Origin of the sequence: Collinsella aerofaciens ATCC 25986, from assembly GCF_964259375.1 — a bacterium.
Classification (GTDB): domain Bacteria; phylum Actinomycetota; class Coriobacteriia; order Coriobacteriales; family Coriobacteriaceae; genus Collinsella; species Collinsella aerofaciens_BO.
In genome coordinates, this window is record NZ_CAXVJM010000010.1 from 67,590 (window position 1) to 90,326 (window position 22,737).

Annotated in this window: 17 protein-coding genes; 10 read left to right on the top strand and 7 right to left on the bottom strand. The window is 61.1% G+C overall.

What is annotated here, in order from left to right; genetic code table 11:
• Positions 1-54: 54 nt before the first annotated feature.
• Together nadA and ACEXKH_RS05975 are read right to left on the bottom strand one after the other, a co-directional pair.
• Positions 55-1,080, bottom strand: a complete 1,026-nt coding sequence (gene nadA, locus ACEXKH_RS05970; protein WP_373573450.1) for a quinolinate synthase NadA — start codon at positions 1,078-1,080, stop codon at positions 55-57.
• Positions 1,081-1,347: 267 nt separating this feature from the next.
• The gene (locus ACEXKH_RS05975; protein ID WP_373573451.1) at positions 1,348-7,986 is read right to left on the bottom strand and encodes an MBG domain-containing protein; all 6,639 of its coding nucleotides are present in this window, start codon (positions 7,984-7,986) and stop codon (positions 1,348-1,350) included.
• A gap of 239 nt (positions 7,987-8,225) precedes the next feature.
• Between ACEXKH_RS05975 and ACEXKH_RS05980 the strand changes: the two genes are divergently transcribed.
• Both ACEXKH_RS05980 and ACEXKH_RS05985 read left to right on the top strand, forming a co-directional pair.
• Complete coding sequence (locus tag ACEXKH_RS05980) at positions 8,226-8,948, top strand: LytR/AlgR family response regulator transcription factor (protein ID WP_373573452.1); 723 nt, start codon at positions 8,226-8,228, stop codon at positions 8,946-8,948.
• A complete protein-coding gene (locus ACEXKH_RS05985) occupies positions 8,948-10,225 on the top strand; it encodes a GHKL domain-containing protein (protein WP_373573453.1) in 1,278 nt (425 codons plus the stop codon). Before ACEXKH_RS05980 ends, ACEXKH_RS05985 begins: the two co-directional genes overlap by 1 nt.
• 18 nt (positions 10,226-10,243) lie before the next feature.
• On the opposite strand, the gene ACEXKH_RS05990 is transcribed toward ACEXKH_RS05985, so the two are convergent.
• Complete coding sequence (locus ACEXKH_RS05990; protein WP_117564541.1) at positions 10,244-10,819, bottom strand: hypothetical protein; 576 nt, start codon at positions 10,817-10,819, stop codon at positions 10,244-10,246.
• Between the two features lie 136 nt (positions 10,820-10,955).
• Here ACEXKH_RS05990 and trxA point away from each other — a divergent pair, with 136 nt between their 5' ends.
• The 8 genes from trxA to ACEXKH_RS06030 all read left to right on the top strand — a co-directional run bounded on the left by trxA (position 10,956) and on the right by ACEXKH_RS06030 (position 18,133).
• Positions 10,956-11,276: a thioredoxin gene (gene trxA / locus ACEXKH_RS05995; protein WP_117793968.1), complete on the top strand. Its 321-nt coding sequence runs from the start codon at positions 10,956-10,958 to the stop codon at positions 11,274-11,276.
• A gap of 220 nt (positions 11,277-11,496) precedes the next feature.
• Positions 11,497-11,745: a hypothetical protein gene (locus ACEXKH_RS06000; RefSeq protein ID WP_117564540.1), complete on the top strand. Its 249-nt coding sequence runs from the start codon at positions 11,497-11,499 to the stop codon at positions 11,743-11,745.
• Position 11,746: 1 nt separating this feature from the next.
• Positions 11,747-12,241, top strand: a complete 495-nt coding sequence (gene nikR / locus ACEXKH_RS06005; RefSeq protein ID WP_373573454.1) for a nickel-responsive transcriptional regulator NikR — start codon at positions 11,747-11,749, stop codon at positions 12,239-12,241.
• Positions 12,242-12,299: 58 nt separating this feature from the next.
• Entirely contained in the window at positions 12,300-14,753 is a 2,454-nt protein-coding gene (gene hypF, locus ACEXKH_RS06010) for a carbamoyltransferase HypF (protein WP_373573455.1), read from the top strand.
• A 131-nt stretch (positions 14,754-14,884) separates the two neighbouring features.
• Positions 14,885-15,145: a HypC/HybG/HupF family hydrogenase formation chaperone gene (locus ACEXKH_RS06015; protein ID WP_055250830.1), complete on the top strand. Its 261-nt coding sequence runs from the start codon at positions 14,885-14,887 to the stop codon at positions 15,143-15,145.
• The gene (gene hypD / locus ACEXKH_RS06020) at positions 15,145-16,257 is read left to right on the top strand and encodes a hydrogenase formation protein HypD (RefSeq protein WP_373573456.1); all 1,113 of its coding nucleotides are present in this window, start codon (positions 15,145-15,147) and stop codon (positions 16,255-16,257) included. The genes ACEXKH_RS06015 and hypD overlap by 1 nt, the downstream gene beginning before the upstream one ends.
• A 48-nt stretch (positions 16,258-16,305) precedes the next feature.
• Positions 16,306-17,340, top strand: coding sequence for a hydrogenase expression/formation protein HypE (hypE, locus tag ACEXKH_RS06025; protein ID WP_373573457.1), 1,035 nt, complete (start codon positions 16,306-16,308; stop codon positions 17,338-17,340).
• A gap of 124 nt (positions 17,341-17,464) precedes the next feature.
• Positions 17,465-18,133: an HAD family hydrolase gene (locus ACEXKH_RS06030; protein ID WP_373573458.1), complete on the top strand. Its 669-nt coding sequence runs from the start codon at positions 17,465-17,467 to the stop codon at positions 18,131-18,133.
• A 455-nt stretch (positions 18,134-18,588) separates the two neighbouring features.
• On the opposite strand, the gene ACEXKH_RS06035 is transcribed toward ACEXKH_RS06030, so the two are convergent.
• The 4 genes from ACEXKH_RS06035 to ACEXKH_RS06050 form a co-directional block, all read right to left on the bottom strand.
• Positions 18,589-19,146, bottom strand: coding sequence for a hypothetical protein (locus ACEXKH_RS06035; protein WP_195232893.1), 558 nt, complete (start codon positions 19,144-19,146; stop codon positions 18,589-18,591).
• 235 nt (positions 19,147-19,381) lie between these two features.
• Positions 19,382-19,918 (bottom strand): PTS sugar transporter subunit IIA, encoded by a 537-nt coding sequence (locus ACEXKH_RS06040; protein WP_373573459.1) that lies wholly within the window; start codon positions 19,916-19,918, stop codon positions 19,382-19,384.
• Between the two features lie 150 nt (positions 19,919-20,068).
• On the bottom strand, positions 20,069-21,517 hold the full coding sequence (locus tag ACEXKH_RS06045; RefSeq protein ID WP_373573460.1) for a glycoside hydrolase family 1 protein: 1,449 nt from the start codon (positions 21,515-21,517) through the stop codon (positions 20,069-20,071).
• 200 nt (positions 21,518-21,717) lie between these two features.
• Positions 21,718-22,548 carry an AraC family transcriptional regulator gene (locus ACEXKH_RS06050; RefSeq protein ID WP_373573461.1) on the bottom strand — a complete coding sequence of 277 codons (831 nt, stop codon included), beginning with the start codon at positions 22,546-22,548 and terminating at the stop codon, positions 21,718-21,720.
• Positions 22,549-22,737 lie beyond the last annotated feature (189 nt).

Sequence of the window (22,737 nt, forward strand, 5' to 3'; positions counted from 1 at the left end):
GAATCCTCTCCCTTGTAATGTGGCATAAGGGATGGTCCCTCATGTCACATTGGCTTAGCGCGCCGCGTACTCGAGCATGCGGTCGAGCGTGAGCTTGGCCTGATCGGCGGCCTCGTCCGACACGCCAATCTGCACCTCGCCCTCGCCCGTCTCCAGGCAGTGCACGAGCTTTTCGAGCGTGATGAGATCCATATTGACGCAGGTGGGCTGCACCGCAGGAAAGTAGAACTTCTTGCCGGTGCCCTGGCAGCGGCGCTCAAGTTCGTAGAGCACGCCGCGGACCGTCACGATGATGAACTCGTTGGCGTCCGACTCCTCGGCATACTTGATGATGCCGGCGGTGGAGCCGATGTAGTCAGCCTCGGCCAGGACGTCGGTCTTGCACTCGGGGTGCGCCAGTACGAGCGCATCGGGATGTGCCTCCTGCGCGTCGACGATCTGCTCGACGGTGATGATGTGATGACGCGGGCAATAGCCGTTGTTGAGAATGACGTGCTTTTGGGGCACCTGCTCGGCCACAAAGCGGCCCAGGTTCTGGTCGGGAATGAACAAGATGTGCTGCTGCGGCAGCTCGGAGACGATCTTGACGGCGTTAGAGCTGGTAACGCACACGTCACTCCAGCTCTTGATCTCGACCGTCGAGTTGACGTAGCACACCACGGCCAGGTCGTCGCCATACTCGGCGCGTGCCGCGTCGACCGTCTCGCGCTTGACCATGTGCGCCATGGGACAGTCCGCGCCCGGCTCGGGCAGCAGCACGGTCTTGGTGGGATTGAGCAGCTTGGCGCTCTCGCCCATAAACTCCACGCCGCACAGCACGATCGTCTGCTGCGGAAGGCTCTTGGCGAGCTTTGCCAGGTAGAAGCTGTCGCCGACGTAATCGGCAACGGCTTGGACCTCGGGCGCCACATAATAGTGCGCCAGGATCACTGCGTCACGTTGGGCTTTTAGTTGCTGAATGGCCTCGACGAGCTCTGCGGGCACCAGTGCCGCGCGCTCCGTTGCCGTCGTTGCCGATGCCAGGCCGGCCGCGATATCGCGTGCAAGCTCCGATGCATCCATGTTCGCGCTCTGTGCCATCAAGGCCCCTCTCTTTTGGCGAATCTTGGGGCTTTAGTATGACACCTGGCTTTACAGCTGACAAGACAGCTGTAAAGCCAGGTGTAAAGTTGAAATAAAGATTCAATCATGCGGCGGGTCCATTTTCGAACTGGCAAGCTGAGGATAGTTGAAAATGGACCCGCCCCATGATTCAGGGGGGGGTTGTTTTGCCCTGGTCCAAGGGGCAATGGGCATAGAAGCGGGTCCGGATCGCTCGATCCGGACCCGCTGGGAACTGGCATGCAGTTAAGCGCGGCGCTTCATGGCCCACGCCAGCAGCAGAGCTGCCACACCGGCTGCGAGTACGGCACCAGCCATGACGTACGCGCTATCGCCGGCCGAAGGCAGGGCCGTCTTGCCGCCCTTCTTCTTGGACTTGGTGGTCGCAGTCGTGGTGGTCGTGGTGGTCTGGCTAGGAGCGGGCTTGGCAGCTTCGGCGACCGTAAAGGTCGTCTCGGCCGTGCCCGTGGTCGAGACCACGCTCAGCGTGTGCTCGCCCACGCCGAGCGTATTCAGGAAGCTCGCCTTGAGCGTCACGATCGTGGAGCCCTCTGTGAGCTCGTAGTTCTCGCGCGCGACCTCCTTGCCGTCAACCAGCACCTTCTGGAAGAACTCGAGCGGCGCGTTGGAGCGGAAGCTCAGGTCCTTGGCTGCCTCGACCACCATCGTCTGACCCTTGCCGTCGGTGATCTCGGGCGCCAGAATCGCGATCTCCTCAGTCTTGCCCTTCTCGTGGCAGACGGTGCACTCCTGATGCTTCTCACCCTTGGCCTCGACAGTCGCCGGCCAGTCGACGACCCACTCAAAGGTGTGCTCCGCCTTGTCGATGATGTCGCCGCAGCGGCAGACATGCCAATGATTCTTGGCATCGTGCGCCCAGCCCGTGCCGTCGGGCTCGTGCTTGAGGACACCCTCGACCGTCACATTCACGTCGCCCTCGACATCCTTGAGCTCATAGGTGCCCTTGTCGGAGAGCTCGATGGCCTTACCGTCGACCTTGACGGCGTAGCCCTTGCCCGCAAAGTACGCGCTGTCGATGCTCACGGTAAGCGTTGCGGAGCCGTGCCAGTCGAGCTCGGTTGCCGTCGCGGTAAGCGTGTAGCCCTGCTGGTTAGTCGGCAGCGCCACGACCAGCTTGCGGCCGGCAGCCACGGTGATCTCGGTAACAGAGGAAACATCGTAGTTGGCCTTAGCCTGGTAGCGAACCTCGTACACACCGGCGGCGAGATCCTTGAGCTCGGTCACGCCCTCGCCCACGGCCTGGTACTCGGCGGCACCCTTGGCGCGCCACTCCATCGTCGCGTTGACGCCCGCGATCTTACCGTCACGCCTGCCGCTCACGGTCTCGGCCTCGGCCTGGACCTTCGGCGCGTCCTGGGCGGCGTTCTTGATGGAGAAGTCGCACGTCAGGCCCTCGGGCGGCAGCACATAGTTGCCAGCGGCCTTGCCCGTCAGCACGGTGAGGGTCGCCGTGTACGAGGCGCCGGCCTCGGTCTGGGAGCCCTCGACGGTCGCGCCAAGCTCGTCTTTACCGATCACGTTGCCGAGTTTCGCCTCGGGGCAGTGCTCCTCGCCGTCGTAGACGAACTCGCTGGTGCCCCACGTCACGGTGAGCGGGCGCCGGTTAATGGTGAACACGCCGGCCTCGCAGGCAACGTCGTAGTTGGGGTTGGCATCCTTGGCCTGCGTCACGTTCAGGGCATAGCCGCCCTCGCGCACGTCCTCGCCGGCATCGCGCTTAACAGTGATGCCCTCGAGAGACTCGCCCTCGACGAGCTTGCCAGACGTGATCGCCCACGTAAACACGGGGTCGACATCGCCATACGTCTTGGAGGAGTCGTCGGCCGCGATCGTAATTGCGCGTGGTTTGACCTCGAGCGTAACCTCGCCCTCGGCCTTCGCACCATCAATCGTCACCTGGTAGAAAACGGTCAACTTGCCGGCGTCGCGGATCTTGGGGGCCTCAGAGGACCAGTTCTTGCCATCGGTGCTGTACTGGGCCGTCGCGCCCTTGGGCAGACTCGTCGCATCAACCGTGTGATAGTCGCCGTCGTACTCGTCGGAGTAGCCAACGATGGCGGCAGCCGGAATCTCGACCTCGGCCAGCTTGTGACCGCAGACCTTGCACTGCTGTTGCTTGGAGCCCTTCTCGGTTGCCGTGGGGGCCTTGACGACGACCCACTCAAAGTCGTGCTTGGCCTCGTCGATCTTGTCTCCACAGGCGCACTTATGCCAATGCGTGCTGTCGTCGGAGAGCCACTCATCGTTCACGGCCTCGTGCTTGCGCACGCCCTCGACCGTGACGACGAGGTCGCTCTCGGCGTTCTGAACGGTGAACTCACCACGCGCATCGGGCGTCACAACGGCATTGTTGACCTTGACGGCGTAAGAGTCGTTGTCAGCAAAGTAGCCGCTCTCGATGCCGACCGTGAGGGTGGTTGAACCGTGCCAGTCAAGCTCGTCCGGGCTCGCCGTGATCGTATAGCCGACCTGCTTGGCAGGCAGCGTCACGACGAGCTTGCCGCCGGCATTAACGGTAACCTCGGTGGCGGAGGAGGCATCATGGTCGCTATCGGCGCGGTAGCGCACCTCGTACGTGCCGACAGCACAATCCGTAATCTCAGTCACGCCATCGGGCACGCCCTGATACTCGCCAGACCCCTTGGCTCGCCACTCCATCTTCGCGTCGACACCCGTGATCTTACCGTCGGACTTGCCGCTCACAGTCTCGGCCGTGGCCTGGACCTTTGGCGCGCCCTGGGGCGCCTTCTTGATGGAGAACTCGCACGTCAGGCCTTCGGCGGGAAGCTTGTAGTTACCCGCGTCGTCGCCCGTCAGCTCGGTGATTTTCGCCGTGTAGGTGCCGGCCTTGACCTTGGCGCCATCGACGTACGCGGAGAGATTGTCATCGCCGACGACGTTGTGGAGCTTCGCTTGGGGGCAGTGCTCCTCGCCGTCGTAGGTGAACTCAGTAGTGGTGTCCCACGTTACGGTGAGCTCGCGTTTGCTGATTGTAAAGGTGCCATCCTTGAACGTGATCTTGTAGTTGGAGTTGGCGCCCTCAGGCTGCGTCAGGCGCAGAGCATAACCTCCGTCGCGTACACTGTCGTCATCATCGCGCTCAATCTCAATACCCTGAAGGCTCTCGCCCTCGACGAGCTCGCCAGAAGTGACGTCATACGTAAACTTGGGATCGTCCTCACCATAGGTCTTGGAGGCATCCTGCGCCGCGACCGTTATCGCACGCGGTTTGACCTCAAGCGTCACCTTGCCGTCGACCGCCGCGCCGTCGATCGTGACGCGATAGTCGACCGTCACACTGCCGGCATCCTTGATGCTGGGCGCAACGCTCGTCCAGCCGCCGTCAGCAGCCTTGTATTCAACGACGGAACCTTCGGGCAGCGCCGAGGCGTCGACAGAGTGGTCCTTGCCGTCATATTTGCCCGAATAGCCCTTAACAGCCAGGGCCGGAATCTCTACCGCACCCGACTCATGGCCGCACACGGAGCACGTTCCATGTTTGGAACCGGTCTCGGTAACCGTCGGCTGCTTGTCGATCGTCCATTTATACACATGCTCGGCGTACATCTTAATTGTGATGGTCTCTTTATTGCCGGCAGTGTCCGTAGCCACGATTACATGCTCAGTACCGGCATCGCCTTCAGCGGCCTTAACCGTGTACTTTCCGTCCTTGCCAGCCTTGAGCTCCTTGCCGTTATCGGTAACCGTCACCGTCTCGTCGCGGTCATCGAACACGTCAAACGAAACGCTCTCGCAGTAGGCCTTATCTACCCAGAGGTCATAAATGGTGGGGGCGTAAGTATCCACGTAGGTATAACGTTCTTCATCCCACCTGCCGTTGCAAACCCTGCAGACCTTTTGACGAACACCATCGGCCTCAGGCGTGGCGGGCGTAACGATCTCATATTTCCACCTGCAGGGCTGGCGCTCCTGAGTCTTCTTACAATACTTGCAGACCTTAACGTGGCTACCTTCGCCATTCGGCTTCCAAGCTGCATTGTCAGCAACGGCATGAGGGCCCTGCTCGATCTTGACCTCGGCATCGGGCGACGCATTGTGGTTGCTATCCTCGGCATAGCGGACGTAGTACGTTCCCGACTTCGCAAGACCGGTCAACTTATCGTTAGACGTTATCTTCTGATAGCTCCCGCTCGACCCGCGACGATATTCCATCGCCTTGGTCACGCCCGAGATGGAGCCGTCCTTGCTGCTGCACGTAGTCCAATTATTGCCCACGAGCCCAGCCGGCGCTTCCTGGTCTGCCTTGGAAATCTTCACGGTCGCGCTGCCCGTAACGGTCAGGTAGTCAGAAGCCGTCACACGATAATGGGTCGTGTACTCGGCCGCATTGCGATAGGTCGGCTTTTTCGTCGTCCAATCGCCGCCCTCTTCGCAGTACTCGATCTTCATATCCGCCGGCTGGGGATCATTCTTAACGTTGACCGTAATGCCGTGCTCTTTGCCATCATAGGTGCCATCGAAGCCAGCGACCTCAAGGTCAAAACGCGAAACGTCAACGATCTCCCATTTGAGCGTCAGAACACTTGTGGTGCCGCCATCGGTCGTGAAGTTGCCCTTACCGATGACAATGCACTCGTATTGCCCTGGCTCGGTCTGCTTCAGTCCGGATTCACTTCGAGCGCTGAGCTCGTAATCCTTGCCCTCAACGAGATCGACCCACTCGCCGGCGCCGTTCTTGAACTTTGCACTTTCAACGACAGGCTGATGTTCCTTGCCGTCATAGGCATACTTGCCCGCGCCCTTGCCGCCGTCTTTAAGGGTAAACTTGTAGGATTGATTCTTAATCAGGCGACGCGGAGAAATCTCAAAGGCCTTCTTGCCCTCAAGCATCTGGCCAGAGGCGGTCTTAAAGCTCGTAACGACATAGTAGTAGCCGGCGTCCGTCGGGGCGCCCTTGAGCTTGGTACCGTTTTTATATGCCTCGGCGTCCGCCTGGGACTTGCACTGATACCACGTGAATTCATCGCTGGCCGTTACGCCCATCTGCTCCAGATTCCACGCGCCGTCCTTATTCAAAGCAATCTTGACCGGGCAACCGTCATAGACAAGCGCAGTGCTCTGAGAGCTCGTTGCCTTGGACATGGAGAGCTTGTACGTGGCCGTCAGGTACTTTTTGGGCTCGCCGTTCTCGTCCTTGCCATATTCGCACTCGCTGTTGCGGAACGGGCCCACGCACGAAGCGCGAACGCCCAAACCGTCAGCTTCAACGTTCCACTTGTGCTGGTGGATGGTCTCGCGGAAGGTGAGGTCGCCGTTAAGGTTCACGACCTCGTACTTGTCGGAGTTGTCGTCGTTCTCGGACGAGCCGTCTGGCACAACGCCTTCGATCTTGTTGGATTCGCAGGTGCCAAGGACACGCGACTTTACGCCATTACTGTCCGCAGTCTCCTCAATCGAGATCCAAACATTGTCTCCAAAGCCTCCGCGTACGGAGAAGTCAGACGCGATATTCAGCGCCGGGACGTTGGCATCGACACTCTTTTTCTTCGGGACATACAGGCTCTTGGCGGTTCCCGTAGCCTTATCAGCTTCAGTGTACTTGTCGCCATAATTAGTATCGTCGGCGTGGCTGTTCTTCCAGTAGCTCGCGATTTCCGGCGATCCGTTAAGGGTAAGGGTTCCGGCGGCGTATACCACGCACGTATTGCCGCGCGCGCCATAGCGAGAAATTTCGCCGCCGTTTATGTTGCAGCGAGCGCTTCGTGCAACATTAAGGGCATCGACTGTCAAAGTGTTGTCGGCCGAGCTCGAACGCGTGCTGTGGAAGTTGCTCATCTTGCAGTCGTTGAGGTTGACCGTAGCGTTGGTGACGCCCATCACGCCTGCGACAGCATAGGTATTAAGGACAGAAGAATTAGCAAAATAACGAGCCGCTTCGACTGAGCTGTAACTATTGTTCGTCTGCCTGACGCCCACGTTCTCCCCATTGCTGCCAGTGAAGCTGCAATTGTTGAACGTCGCCGTCAACTTTGCGACAGCGCTTCCGTCTTTGGGCATCTTAAAGCTGCTGTTGCCATCGACGGAAACAGCACCATTGAAGTCTCCAGACGTATCGTAGAACACACAGTCGGTAAAAGTCGCCGCGAAGGAGTTGGTATTGCCGCCAGTCGTATCCCTGCCCTCACGGAAGAGATGTACAGGAACGGCATACTCTTGGGCGTTGCCCGCCACTGCGCCCGATTTGCCAACATAGCCTTGGATCTTCATTTTTTCGAACTTGGCGGTTAACTTGCCCTCGGTGCTACCCAGGGAAATCGCAGGTACCTTTTGCTCGTACTTGCTGCCATACGAGAGAATGAAATTCTGCGAGCCGTCGCCAACCCCCAGGCCAACCGAGATGTCGCCCGATGCCTTTTTGTAGCCACCGCTGTAATAGCGGTCGGTCAAAAAGCCGCTTACGGACTCAAATTGCTTTTGGTTTCTATGGAAGCTGACGCACGGATTGTTGACACCGATGAACTCGATATTGCTACCCTGTTTGATGTTGAACAGCCATCGAGTTTGCTCAACCCGCCAGTTAGTCTTATCGTTCACGTAGACCGTGCCATCGATGTAGATCCTCACAGGATTAATCCGAGACGCATCCGGCGCGTCGATGGTGTAACCCGAAGATGGCGTGACCTCACCCTCAGCCGTCTTAAGTACGTAACTGCCCGGCTCGGTGATTTGGACGGGTTCGTTGTTGGCCTGCGTAAGCGGCAGCACCTCCGCCTTCACCCCGTCGGGCATGACCTGCGTCTCGGCGCTTGCCACCGCCGGCGTCGCCACGAGCGCGCATGCCACGGTTGCGATACCCAGCAGACGCGTCAACACGGCGCGCATCCCCATCTTCTTCTCCTTCATCGTTCAGCTCCCTTACCCCTATGCTTTCGCGATGTCCGATATCGCTTGGCGCGGCCGGCATGGTCCCTCGCCAGCCGGCAGCTCAAATTGACATATATATCCACCTGGTATTGTGCAACCGCATATTTTGACACCCTGCCGCTCGGCGCGAGTTGCGTACCGTGAGGCGCAAACGGAACGCACCCCCGCGGGTGGCGCATGCACGATGTGGCAAAATCGAGGTACTAAGGGGGCCCGATATGCTCAAAATCATCGCCTGCGACGACGACGTCGCCTTTCTAGATAACCTGCACCGCATGATCAACCGCTGGTCGGCCGAGACGGGTACGGCGGTCGATGTTGCACTCGTCACACGCGGCGAGGACCTGCTGGCACGCCATGCTGCATCGCGCGCCGACATTATCATGCTCGACATGATCATGCCGCTCGTCAACGGCATGGACACCGCCCGCGAGCTGCGCCAATCCGATACCGCCGTGCGCTTGGTGTTTCTGACCTCATCGCCCGAGTTCGCGCTTGAGTCCTACGAGGTCCGCGCCTTCGACTACCTGCTCAAACCCGTAACCTACGAGCGCGTGGCGCAACTGCTCGACGAGCTGTCGAGCCTGCGTCCGGCAGCGACCGATGAGCTCGTCATCAAGACGTCCTTTGGCTATCATGCCCTGCGCCTATCCGATATCGAATATGCCGAGGCTCGCAACAAGCACGTGGTCTTCCACCTGCGCGATGGCCGCGATATCGAGGCGCTCGAGCCGTTCCGCAGCATCGAGGACCGACTGGCCCAAAACGCGACCTTCTTTAAGTGCCACCGCAGTTACCAGGTCAATCTGCGCAACATCGACCACTTTAACCGCACGGAAATCGTCATGCGCTCGGGCGCATGCATACCGCTCGCGCGCAGCTGCAAGCAGGGATTCCAAGACGCCTACTTTGCAGTGCGGTTCGAGGGCGGGAGACGCTGATGCTTTCCTCGGCAGAACTGGTACTTTGGGCAATCCACCATGCGACGACATTGCTCTTTGGCGTCTTTGCCTCGGCGGCTCTGTGCGGTGTCGAGATCAACGGCCGCCATTCGCTCGAACTGGTGGGGGTCGGCGCCGTAACCGGATGCGCATTTGGCCTCGCCAATGCCGTCGGCGGCGAGCTTTTCGCCCGCCAGGCCTATCCGCTCGTTGTGCATCTGCCGCTCGTCATCTATCTGTGCGCGCGCTATCGCCTAAGCCCGCTGCTCGCCATCCTGGGCGTTACCAGCGCTTACCTGAGCTGCCAGTTTAGCAACTGGATGGGCATCGCCGCGCTCGCCGCCACCGACTCGCAAATCGCGTACTACGTGGCGCGCATCATCACCACGCTCGGCGTCTTTGCCGTCTTATTGCATTGGGCAAGCGACATTGGCCCCCGCCTGGCGATCAAAAGCCCCACCGAGCTGGAGATTCTGCTCATCCTGCCGCTCGTCTACTACATCTTCGACTACGCCACCAACGTCTATACCACGCTCTTCCACTCGGGCTCGGTGGTAACCGTTGAGTTTTTGGCGTTCGCCCTCTGCGCCTTCTACCTTATGTTTCTTGCCGTCTACCTTCGCGAATACGAGGCAAAGGAAATCGCCGAGCGCGAGCGCTGGATGCTCGCGACCCGCGACAGCGCGGCCATCAAAGAGCTCGAAGCCTGGCGCCAGTCCGGACGCGAGCTCTCGGTTCTCCGTCACGACATGCGCCACTACCTGCGCGGTCTAGCGACCCTGATCGAAGAGGGTCACACCGATGAGGCGCTCGAGCGCATCGACGCGCTCTGCGAGGCCAACGACCGCACCGCCGTGCGCCGCTACTGCGCCAACGAAACGGTCAACATTGCGCTCTCGTCGCTTTCCGCAGACATCAACGCGCACGGCATCACCGCCGACCTGCGCGCCGCCGTGCCCGAAACCGTCCACGTGAGCGATGTCGATCTGTTCAGTGTGGTATCGAACGCCCTGGACAATGCCATCGCCGCAGCGAACGCCGCCCCCGAAGGCAAGCGGTTTGTCGACCTGGACCTTCGCTACGAAGACGGTCAGCTTCTATTGCTGGTTTCCAACACGTTTGGCCGTACGCCGCACATGGTCGACGGCATGCCCGTGGCTCAGCACACTGGGCACGGCTTTGGCACCAAGAGCATTAAGCTTGCCGTCGAGCGTATGAACGGCAACTGCCAGTTCCGCATTAACGGCGACCGGTTTGAGCTGCGCGCCGTGATGTAGGGGCTGCCGCCAGCCTCGCTACAGCGGTGCGGCCGCCGGGGTCAGCTGCTTAATGTAGGCCCACATGCGCTGCTTGGCGGCCTTGTCGGTGAGTGCCGCCTCAAAACCGTCGAGCGCCAGCACGCGGCGCCCCTGCACATGGGCGACTAGGCCGGGCTTGAGCATGGCGGTGTCAAAGTCATCAATTGCCACAAGCATATCGGCATAGGTCTCGCGCATGACATCGGCCGCACTGTTGTCCAGCAGCAGCACCGCCTCGGGGTCCAAGGTCTCCAGCGCCTCGCGGAACAGGTCGCACGTCAGGGCCTCGCCCGCCGCGACCGCTCCGTCGCCCGCGCCGGCGACGCTTGCCAGCACGCAAAAATCCTCGGGGGCATATCCGATGGCGCCGAGCGCCTTGCGCAACGCGGCGCCATCCGCGCCGGCAGCCAGCTCGCCGCCCGAGCACTCGGCTTCATCCAAATCGCCTTTGACCAGCACAATCGGCGAGCACGCATTGCCCGCGATACGCACACCGCGATCTGCAAGCGACGCGAGCTCCTGCTCGGTCGCCTGAGCGATGGCTTCTTTTTTCTGGCTTTGTGACGTGGGCATGCGCTCTCCAATCGTTTGCGTGCCCACCATTATATAAAAGAGCCGCCCGCGAGTGGTTGCTTTGCGAGCCGCTGGGTATAAGCACGGTCGTACTGAGTTTTACGCGGCCGAGCCGCGTCGCATTATGGAGGTCACCATGGCTGACATTAAGCAGATTACCCCCGAGAATTTCGACGCTGTCGTCAACGATAGCCTGCCCGTACTGGTTGATTTTTGGGCCCCGTGGTGCGGCCCCTGCCGCTCGCTCTCGCCCATCGTAGACGAGGTCGCCGACGAACTGGCCGGCAAGCTGGCCGTGGCCAAGTGCAACGTCGACGACAACCAGGACCTGGCCATGAAGTTTGGCGTCATGAGCATCCCCACGCTGATCGTCTTTAAGAACGGCGAGGAGGTCGACCGCTCGGTCGGCGCCTTACCCAAGGCAAGACTTCAGGCACTGCTGGAGAAGCATCTGTAATACGCTTGTTACCTGTCTGCCGTCCATGAGCGGTTTTGCACCGCTCGCCGGAGTGCCAAACGCAAGGCATGCGACCACGGATAGTATGGTAGACACAAACAGCCCCCAGTGAACGGGTGCGAGTCAGACGGACTCGCACCCGTTTTCTTATGCGGCGGTGCCCAAGGCAGGCGTAGTAGAATCTGAACCACCATATCGCCCCGCACAAAAGGAGATTCCCATGCATGACGTCGGAATGAACATGAGCCAGCTTGCCATGAGCGTCAAGCAGGTCGACGACACCATTGAGCTCGCTCACGAGTGGAGCCATCAGCTGCTGCATGCGACCGAGAACTTTGACATGGAGCGCATTGGCGCCAAGCTCGAGGCCGCCATGTCTGCGCTGCACGAGGCGCACGATGCGCTCGAGGGCTACGAGGAGGCCATCGAGGCCGACCACAACTCCGTCGGCTCTGTGAAACTGGTGTAACGTGGCCGAGCACGAGCACGAGCACGATTACGGTGCGGACGACGATGCGAGCTGCCGCTGCAGCGGCCCCAGCTCCGAGCTGGTCCGCTTTTCGGTCACCGTGCCCGACGACCTGCTGCGCCGCTTTGACGAGCAGATCGCGCGCCGCGGTGACGTGGCCAACCGATCCGAGGCCGTACGCGATCTGATTCGCGCCTCGATCGCCAAGGAGCAAATGCGCACGCCCGACGAGCAGGTCATCGGTTCGCTCACCATGATCTATGACCACCATACCGGCAATCTGACGCGCCGTCTGGACGAGGTGCAGCACGACTACACCGACGAGATTGTCTCGACCATGCACGTGCATCTGGACCACCACAACTGCCTGGAGATTCTGGCCCTCAAGGGTCGCGGCAAACGCGTCTACGAGCTGGCGGACCGGTTGCTGGGGCTGCGCGGCGTTAAGCACGGCGAGCTCACCTGCGCCGCCACCAAGCAGAGCTTGGGGCTGTAACGGGATTTCCCGCAGCGCACCTGCCATAAAGGGACAGGTTTCGATGAAGGAGGGTCGCATGCGGCATGTGCATATTCATGTGACGGGCATCGTGCAGGGCGTTGGCATGCGGCCATTTGTGTATCGCGAGGCTATGGCGCATGGCATTTGCGGCTGGGTGCTCAACGCGGGCGATGGCGTGCACATCGAGGCGCATGCTTCGGTCGAGGCACTCGACGGCTTTGTCGCCGCGCTGTCGGAGCACGCGCCCGCCGCGGCCCGCGTTGAGCATGTCGCTGTCGCAGACCTGGAGCCCGACGCTTGGGATGCCGACGATGAGCAGGGCTTTCGTATCGTAGCGTCGCAGGATCAGACCGTGCACACGACGCTCATCTCCCCCGATATCGCCACCTGTGACGACTGCCTGCGCGAACTGTTCGACCCCGCCGACCGACGCTATCACTACCCCTTTATCAACTGCACCAACTGCGGGCCGCGCTTTACCATCATCCGGTCGCTGCCTTATGACCGAGCGGCCACGTCGATGGATTGCTTTCCCATGTGCCCCGAGTGCGCCGCAGAGTATGGCGACCCGCTTGACCGGCGCTTTCATGCGCAGCCCGATGCCTGCTTTGACTGCGGGCCACATATTACCTGGCGCGAGGCGGCGGGCGACATGGAGCGCGAGGGCCCGGGGGCGACGCCAGCTGTCGGCAGCACGCGCGAAACCAGCGATGCCATTATTGACCGCTGTGTCGAGCTGCTGGCCAGCGGCGGTATTGTCGCCATCAAGGGCCTGGGCGGATTCCACTTGGCATGCGACGCCTCCAACGAGCAGGCGGTAGCCGAGCTTCGCCGTCGCAAGCGCCGCAGCAACAAGCCGCTTGCCGTTATGGTGCGCAGCCTTGCCGATACTGAACGCCTGTGCCATGTCGATGATGCCGAGCGCGGCTTGCTAACCGGTAGCATCCGCCCCATCGTGCTGTTGCGCCGGCGTGCTGTTGGCGAGGGAGATTCCCCCGACGCCCCTACACTCGCGCCATCCGTCGCACACGATCTACCCGAGCTCGGTGTCATGCTCCCCTATACACCGCTTCAGCATCTGCTGCTCGCCGCGGCCGCGGCGCGCGGTATGCACGCACTCGTCATGACCAGTGGAAACCTGAGCGAGGAACCTATCGAGACCGACGATGCCCTTGCGTGGGAACATCTTGTTGCCGCCGGCATCGCCGACGCGCTACTTGGCAACGACCGTGCGATTCTCTCGCGCTACGACGACTCCGTGGTACGTGTGGTCGACGGCACCGTCATGCCCGTGCGTCGCGCACGCGGATATGCGCCGCAACCGTTGTCGTTGCCGGCGCTCAACGGCACTGCACCCTGCGTGCTCGCCTGCGGCCCACAGCAAAAGGCAACGATCGCATTCACACGCGAGGATGCGAACGGCGAGGCAGCCTGTTTTGTGTCGCAGCATATCGGCGATGTCGAAAACGGCGAGACCTTCGATGCCTGGAGCGCCGCGCGCACGCGCTTGGAAGACCTTTTCGACTTGACGCCCGCCGCGCTGGCCTGCGACTTGCACCCCAGCTACCTATCGAGTCAGTGGGCGCGCGAGCAGGCGCGAAAATGCAATCTGCCGCTCGTCGAGGTGCAGCACCATCATGCGCATATCGCGAGCGCAATGGCCGAGGCGATTGTCGCTGGCCGGCTTGCGCTCGATGCACGCGTCCTCGGTATTGCCTTCGATGGTACGGGTGCCGGCACCGACGGCACCATATGGGGCGGCGAGTTCCTTGTCGCCGGCCTTGCCGATTTTGAACGCGCCGCGCACCTGCGCACCTGGGCGCTGCCAGGCGGTGCCGCATCCGTGCGCGATACCCGGCGCAATGCCTTTGCCCTGCTGAGCGAGCTCGGTCTGCTTGAACACCCGGGAGCCGCGGGGCTATTGGACACCCTCGACGAACAGACGCGCAGCATCACGACTACGATGATCGAGCGGAACCTCAACAGTCCACGCACGAGCAGTATGGGGCGTCTCTTTGACGCCGCCGCTGCAGTTTTAGGCATTTGCGGGCAGGCAACCTACGAGGGCGAGCCCGCCATCGAACTCGAAGCCGCCGCCTGGCGCGCGCTCGGCGGTAAGACCGTTCGTCTCGACGGCAATCATGCAGGCGTATTCACGTCTGCCGACGACTCCCCCATCTTGGACCCTCAACCGCTCATCGAAACTCTTCTGAATGGAATCGAGGCAGGCGCGCCGGCCGACAGGCTCGCCCTCGGGTTCCACATCGCTATTACGCACGCCACGACCCACATCGCGTACGAGATTTGTGATCGCGAGGGTCTCGATACTGTCGCGCTCTCGGGCGGTGTGTTCATGAACCGGCTTTTGCTTAAGCTCCTTACCCATGAACTCAAAGACGCCGGCCTTGCCGTCTTGGTCCCCCACACTGTGCCCGTCAACGACGGCTGCATCGCCTACGGTCAGGCCGCCATCGCTCGCGCTCGCCTCGCACAGACGGCGTCTCGATAGGCTGTTTTGCCAGCCTGCGCGCCGCCGTCTCACAGGTGTAACGCGTTTGCTCGTGACTCCCGCGAGCGCTACCATCAACTGATGGGTAATTAGGCGCCTATCCAGCGCAAAACGTATAAAAGGGGAACATTATGTGCCTTGCCGTTCCCGGTAAAGTGGTTAAACGCGACGACGACCTTAAGGCGACCGTCGACATGATGGGCATCGAGCGCCCCGTTTCGCTGCGCCTCGTGCCGACGGCACAGGTAGGCGACTATATTCTCGTGCACGCCGGCTTTGGCATTCAGATTGTCGACGAGCAGGAAGCCCAAGAGACACTCGAGCTCGTCAATACCATGACCGAGCTGGCCGAAGAGGACCAGCTCGCCACCAACCCGGCCGAGGCATACTAGTGGCGGCGGCGCAGCCGGTTCGCTCCGGTATCGACTTTTCGGCATTTCGCGACCCCAAGCTGGCTCGCGAGCTCATCGATCGTATTCATGAGCTTGTCGGCAACCGCAGCATCAACCTTATGGAAGTCTGCGGTACGCATACCGTGAGCATTGGCCGCTATGGCTTTCGCTCCATTATGCCGACGGGACTCAAACTGCTAAGCGGCCCAGGATGCCCCGTTTGCGTTACCGCCAACCGCGACATCGATCACGCAATCGCGCTTTCCAACATGGACGGCGCCATCATCACTACCTTTGGCGACATGATGCGCGTGCCTGGATCGTCCACCTCGCTTGCCGCGCAAAAGGCGTCGGGGCGCGACATCCGCATCGTCTACTCTCCGCTCGACGCACTCGACATTGCCGAGCAAAATTCCGAACGCCCGGTCATCTTTATGGGCGTCGGCTTTGAGACCACAACGCCCACCATTGCCGCCGCTATCCTGGAGGCCGACGCGCGCGGGCTCCAGAACTTCTCGGTCTACTGTGCTCACAAGACCACGCCGCCGGCTCTGCGTGCGATCTCCAACGACCCCGAGACCACCATCGACGGCTTTATCCTGCCTGGTCACGTAGCTACCATCACAGGCCTGGCACCTTTTGGGTTTTTGGTCGATGAGTTCGAGACCCCCGGCGTGGTCACGGGATTTGAGCCGGTCGATATTCTGCAGGGCATCTGTATGCTGGTCCAGATGATTGTCGAGCACAGGCCGGCGATCGACAACGCCTACCGCCGCGGCGTCAATGCAGACGGCAATCCCGTGGCGCGCCAGCTGGTCGAGCAGGTGTTTGAGCCATGCGACACCACGTGGCGCGGGCTGGGATCGATTGCCAACTCGGGTCTTTCCATCCGACCCGAATTCGCGCGCTTTGATGCCGGCGCCCGCTTTGACGTGCCCGCTGAGGCGACGGTCGAGCCACGCGGGTGCTGCTGCGGCGACGTGCTGCGCGGTGCCATCACGCCGAGCGACTGCCCATTGTTCGGCCACGCATGTACGCCCGAACACCCCGTCGGCCCGTGCATGGTGAGCTCCGAAGGCAGCTGCGCGGCGTACTTTAGATACCACGGCTAGCCCGGACGCACCCGCACGCTGGCACCACCCACGATTGGAGTTTTGGATATGTCCCATAGCATCACCAATAGCACCGTCCTGTTGGGCCACGGCTCCGGCGGTCAGATGATGAAGCGCATTATCGATGATGTCTTTCTGGATGCCTTTGGGTCGCCCGAGCTGCTTGCGGGCAACGACGCCGGTGTCGCCGCGCTGCCCGCAAGCGGGCGAATCGCCATGTCGACCGACAGCTTTGTGGTAACGCCGCAGTTCTTCCCCGGCGGCAATATCGGTCGCCTCGCCGTATGCGGAACCGTCAACGACGTCGCGACCTCGGGCGCTAACGTGCGCTACCTCTCATGCGGTTTTATCCTCGAAGAGGGCTATCCCATGGACAAGCTGCGCCAGATTGTGCAGACCATGGCCGAAACGGCACATGAGGCAGGCGTGAAGATTATCACCGGCGACACCAAGGTGGTCGAGCGTGGCGGTGCCGACGGCGTCTACATCAATACCGCCGGCGTGGGCGAAGTGCCCACGGGCATAGCGCTCAGCGGTGCAAACTGTCGGCCCGGCGACGCCATCCTGGTATCGGGTACGCTAGGCGACCACGGCATCGCCATCATGAGCCAGCGCGAGGGCTTGGCGTTTTCGAGCAACATCGAAAGCGACGCCGCGCCGCTCAATCATCTGATTGCCGACGTGCTCGCCGCCGCCCCCGACACCCGCTGCTTCCGTGACCCCACGCGCGGCGGCCTGGCATCCACGCTCAACGAGTTTGCCCAGGCCAGCGGTGTTGCCATGGAGGTCGACGAGGATGCCGTGCCCGTGCGTTCCGACGTGCAGGCCGCCTGCGAGATGCTCGGCTACGATGTGCTGCAGGTGGCAAACGAGGGCAAGATGGTTGCCGTGGTGCCGGCTGAGCAGGCCGATGCCGCGCTGGCGGCCATGCGCGCCGCCCGCTACGGCGAGAACGCCGCCATCATCGGTCGCGTGCTGCCGCTTGCCGAGGGCGCTCGACCCGCCGTGCGCGTACGCACCGGCTGGGGATCGACCCGCATCCTCGATATGCTCGTAGGAGAGCAGCTGCCGAGAATTTGCTAGGGCGGAATCGCGCGGTCGGCGCGATGTGGCTTGATATCCCTGGAGATGTTCAGATTCCAAGCGCGCCCAACGCGGAAGCCCAGTATTATGAGGTGCGTTTTGAAACCCAACGACGGGAGCTTTCATGGCAGCAGCTTTTTCCCATGTGATCTTTGACCTGGACGGCACCATCCTCAACACGCTCGAGGACCTGGCGGCCGCCGGCAACCATACCTGCGAGGCGCACGGCTGGCCCACGTTTGCCGTCGACGAATACCGCTACAAGGTGGGAAACGGCATGCTTAAGCTCGTCGAGCGCTTTATGCCCGCCGAATATGCGGGCGACGGCCGCATGTTTGAGCAAACGCTTGCCGAGTTTAGAGCTTATTACGGCGAGCACAAGGAGGACCACACCTCACCCTACGCCGGCACGATCGAGATGCTCGACCGTCTGCGCGCAGCGGACGTTCAGCTTGCCGTGCTCACCAACAAGGATCATATTTCGGCAGCCCCGCTTATCGAGAAATACTTTGGCCCCGAGCGCTTTGCGCTGGTACAGGGCCGTGTGGACGCATTTCCGCCCAAGCCCGAAGCACCCGTCACGCTGCATGTGATGAAGGGGCTGGGCGCCGATCCGGCAACTACGCTCTATGTGGGCGATTCCAATGTCGATATCCTGACCGGCCACAACGCCGGCCTTAAGAGCGCGGGCGTCAGCTGGGGCTTCCGCGGCCGCGCAGAGCTGGAGGCCGCCGGCGCCGACTACGTGGTGGACACCCAGGCAGAGCTCGCGGCGCTGGTGCTGGGCGAGTAGCGGAGCCGCCGCTTAACGTAGCTGCGACAATTCTTCCGCACGGAAAGCGCATCCCGTTTTGGAGCTCCGGAATGGGATGCGCTTTCCGCTTGAGCCCCATCGGGGAAACCGCATCCCGTTTCAGAGCAATATTCCGGGTCGCGCTTTCCGCAACCCACCCCATCCGGAAACCGCGACCCATTATTCGCCCAAATACCGGCTCGCATTTTCCCGAGCGCCCACGATGCAACGCTAGCGCAAGGAGTGTCCCCAACGACTAGTCGTTTAAGAACGCCCCCAATGACTACGTCGCGGGCAGAGGACGGACAGCGAAAACGCCCCTAAGCGAGCAAGGTGACGTGAAATGAAAGGGCGCTGACCTTCTGGTCGCGCCCTTGAAATTGAACGTCAGATTGCCGCTTAGGGGCGTTTGCAGCGTCGAGCAGTTACGCGGTTTGGCAAAACCGCGTAACCCCCTAGCTCATCATGGCATTCATCATCTCGTTGGTTGCGGAATCGTCGGCAGACCACTCGCCGTCGTCATTGCAGGAGTACTTGAAGGTGACCTTGGTGTCCTTGGTCTTAGCAGCCTTGGTCACATCGACCATAACCTGACCGGCCATCTTGTACAGCTCGTCATCGGAAGGCATCGAATCGAGCGCGGCGACCTTCTCCTGGTACTGGGTGGCAAAATCCTCAACGATCTGGTTCATGGACTTGCAGGTAATGGTGACCTCGGCAGTTGCGGTGCCCTTGTCCTCGTCGACCGTCACGTCGCCGATCTTGTAGTCAAAGCCCTCGAGATAGCTCTTGGCGTACTCCTTGGGATCGATGCCCAGCTGCTCGAATTCGTCACCCGAGGCCTCTTCCAGGCCGGCGAGGAAGTCGTCGCCACCGTTCTTGACCTCGTCAAACTGCGTCGTAAGATCCTCGGTGATGAGCTCCTCAACCGAAGGACCTCCGCAGCCAGAAAGCACAACCACGCACGCGACCAGAACAGCCATCAGAGGCACAAGCAGCAGCTTCTTTTTCATGACATTCCTCCCAACAAGCGGCACCGCGCTTCCCGACGCGGTGCACGTCGTAACAATAAGGCCATACTAGCCGCTAACGAACACCCCCGGCAAAGCAAAGGCGCAGTCGGCTCGATTTAACGTCCGAACGGTTTACCGGTCCGCCCAACGCGCAATAAAATGTTCCGCCGCATTGTTATAAAAAAGGGTGGTCGGACAATTCGACCACCCCAAAACACCCTTATGTTGCCGCGGCTTACTTGCGGACGACCTTAACGATGGCGTCACCAGCAGCAACGGCAGACTCAGCCTCGACGGTAAGCTCGACGTCGGCGAACTCGGCGGTGTTGGACACGGCCACGACGACGCAGTCCTTATAGCCGGCAGCGGCGATCTTGGCGCGGTCGATCTTGAGCATGGGCTGGCCAGCCTTAACGACATCGTCAGCCTTGACGAAGCCCTCGAAGCCGTCGCCGTTCATGTTGACGGTATCGACGCCAACGTGCACCAGGACCTCGATGCCGCTATCGGACTGCAGGCCCACGGCGTGACCCATGGTGACGGTCACCTTACCGTCGCAGGGAGCGTAGACCAGATCGTCCTCGGGCCACACGGCGCAGCCCTTGCCCAGAACCTCGCCGCCAAAGACGGGATCGGGCACGTCGGCCATCTTGATGACCTTGCCCTTGACGGGCGAGCACAGCACGTCGGCGCCGGCAGAAGCAGAGATGGAGGCCGGAGCAGCGGCAGCCGCGGGCTCGGCCTTCTTCTTGAACATGTCAAACAGACCCATACGTTTTCTCCTCTTGATTAAGCGCAACGTTTTGCGCATGCCTATGGTGATTATAGTGCCAAATGATCAAATTGCTAAGGTGAGGGCTCGAATCGAGAGCCCTTCCAAGCCCTTCCCAAAACCTTTCCCCAGTGGCACTCATATTGTCGATTAAGCCAGACCCTCGGTACCGTTGGACTTGATGATCTTCTGGTATGCGAAGAAGCTGTCCTTGCGGCGGCGCTCGTAGGTACCGGTGCCGTCGTCGTACTTATCGACGTGGATGAAGCCGTAGCGCTTGCGCATCTCGCCCGTGCCGGCGGACACCAGGTCGATGGGGCCCCACCAAGTGTAGGCAATCAGGTCGACGCCGTCGGCAATGGCCTCGCCCATGGCCTTGACGTGGCTCTGCAAGTAGGCGATACGGTACGGGTCGTGGATGGAGCCGTCCTCCTCGACCTCGTCGTAGGCGCCCATGCCGTTCTCGACCACCATCAGCGGAATCTCGTAGCGGGCGTAAATCTCGTTGAGAGCGATACGCAGACCCAACGGATCGATCTGCCAGCCCCAATCGGTGGACTCCAGATAGGGGTTCTTGCCGCCAAAGGTCATGTTGCCCTCGGTCATCTCGTGATCCTTGTGGGTGCCCACGGTGCCGGACATGTAGTAGCTAAAGGTGTAGAAATCGACCTTGCCGTCGGCGATATCCTGCAGGTCGCCGTCCTCCATCACGAGCTCAACGTCGTTTTCGGCCCAGAAGCGCTTGGCATAGAACGGATACTTGCCGCGCACCTGCACGTCGGAGCAGTACCAGTTCATGGTATTCATCTCCTGCTGCGTGGCGAACACGTCGGCCGGATCGCACGTGGCGGCATAGGAAAGGATGAAGCAATCCATGTTGCCCATCTTAAACTGCGGGTAGTGCTCGTGGGCGTAGCGCACGACGCGGCCGCTGGCAACAAACTGGTGATGCAGGGCCTGCATACGGGCCTGCGACGTGGTGTGGACCGCCGAAGCCGGGCCCTCAAAGCCCTGGATCATGCTGGTCCCAAAGAGGTTGCCCATGTCCTGGGTGCCGCAGTTAATCTCGTTGAAGGTGAGCCAGAACTTGACCTTGTCCTGGTAGCGGTCGAAGACGGTCTGGCAGTACTTCTCAAAGAAGCCGATGAGCTCGCGGCTCGCCCAGCCGTTGTATTTCTCGACCAGGTGATAGGGCATCTCGTAGTGCGACAGGGTCACGAGCGGCTCGATGTTGTGGGCGCGCAGGCAGTCGAAGACGCGGTCGTAGAAGGCGAGGCCGGCCTCGTTGGGCTCGGCGTCGTCGCCGTTGGGGAAGATACGGCTCCAGGAGATGGACATGCGGAACATGTTGAAGCCCATCTCGGCGAACAGCGCGATATCCTCCTCGTAGTGATGGTAGAAGTCGATACCGTCATGATTGGGGTAAAAGCGGTCGGGGTCGATGTCGATCGTAATCTGACGCGGCTCCTTGTAGCTGCCGCCCAAGAAATGGTCGTCGACCGAAGGACCGCGGCCGTCCACGTTCCAAGCGCCCTCAAACTGGTTGGCGGCGGTGGCGCCACCCCAATAGAAACCCTCGGGGAACTTGATGTTTGCCATGAGCATCTCCTTTGCATCGCGGTTCGATAAGCCGAGTATCGCCCACGCACGCGACAGCCAGGGGCAGGGGTGCCAAACCCGACACTTCTTTTCGCAGCGGCACCCCGCCGCCACCCCGCCCCTGACACTTCCTGACACCTGCCAAAAAGGGACTGCCAAAAAGGGACTGCCAAAAAGGGACAGGTTTATTTTGGTCGGTTTTATCTGGGCAAACGCTGGCGATACGCCGCCGGTGTGCAGCCATAGCGCTCGGCAAACTTTTTGTAGAAGAAGCTCATGTTGGCGTAGCCGGCCTCGCGCGCCGCGGCTTCCGCAGTGGAGCCGGCGTCGAGCAGTGTTGCCGCGCGTGCCAGACGGCTCTCCTGCACGAGCCGCATAAACGTGCGGCCCGTCTGCCGTTTGAGCAGCGCGCTTGCGTAGTTGGGACTCAGATGGAGGTGGCGAGCTACGTCCTCGAGCGTACAATCGCAGGCATGGCGCTCGATGTAGCCCACGGCGGCCGCGACCTGCGCCGAGGGAAGTGCAGGGTTGCCCGCTTGCAGCAGTGCGGCCTCATAGCTTTGCATAAGTTCGACCAGCAGCAACTCAAACAGCCTTGACACGATCTGGGGACTCGCCGCCGTCGGCTCCAGAAGCTCGCACAGCATCTCCTGCATATATCGGCGCACGCGGCGGCTGTTGCCCGTGCGGAAATGCACATGACCGCGGTGGTCGGTTTCGTCATTGAGGGCATTAATGAGGAACTGCGAGACGGTGCTTGACGGCGACAGGCTCTGCTCTAGGCTGCGGTGCAACATCGGCCGCGAGATGACGATGCTCAGCATAATGTCATGCTCGCCGAGCTCGCCTACGGCATGTGGACAGGCGGCGTCGAGTAAGAGCACCTCGTTTTGGGCAAGCATAAGCTGTTCGCCGTTGACGGTCTGCGGCGCATGCCCGCGATAAACATAGCTGATTTCGACATAATCGTGCACATGCTCCGGTACAGGGTTGAAGCGCGAGTTGCGCACGATTGATAGGCCCTCAGGCATGCCTTCTTGGTGCAAGGCTCGCGTCGGGTTACCGATTTTATGGATATGTTTTTCACTGATATTCTGTTGATGACCCCAGCTGAACGCATCATTCCAGTCATAGCGGGCGCCCGCGTCTTGACCCTCATCTCGAACGGCATCCCGCCCTCCCGGACGAGCGCCCTGAGGAACGCGTTGACGGCGGTGGAC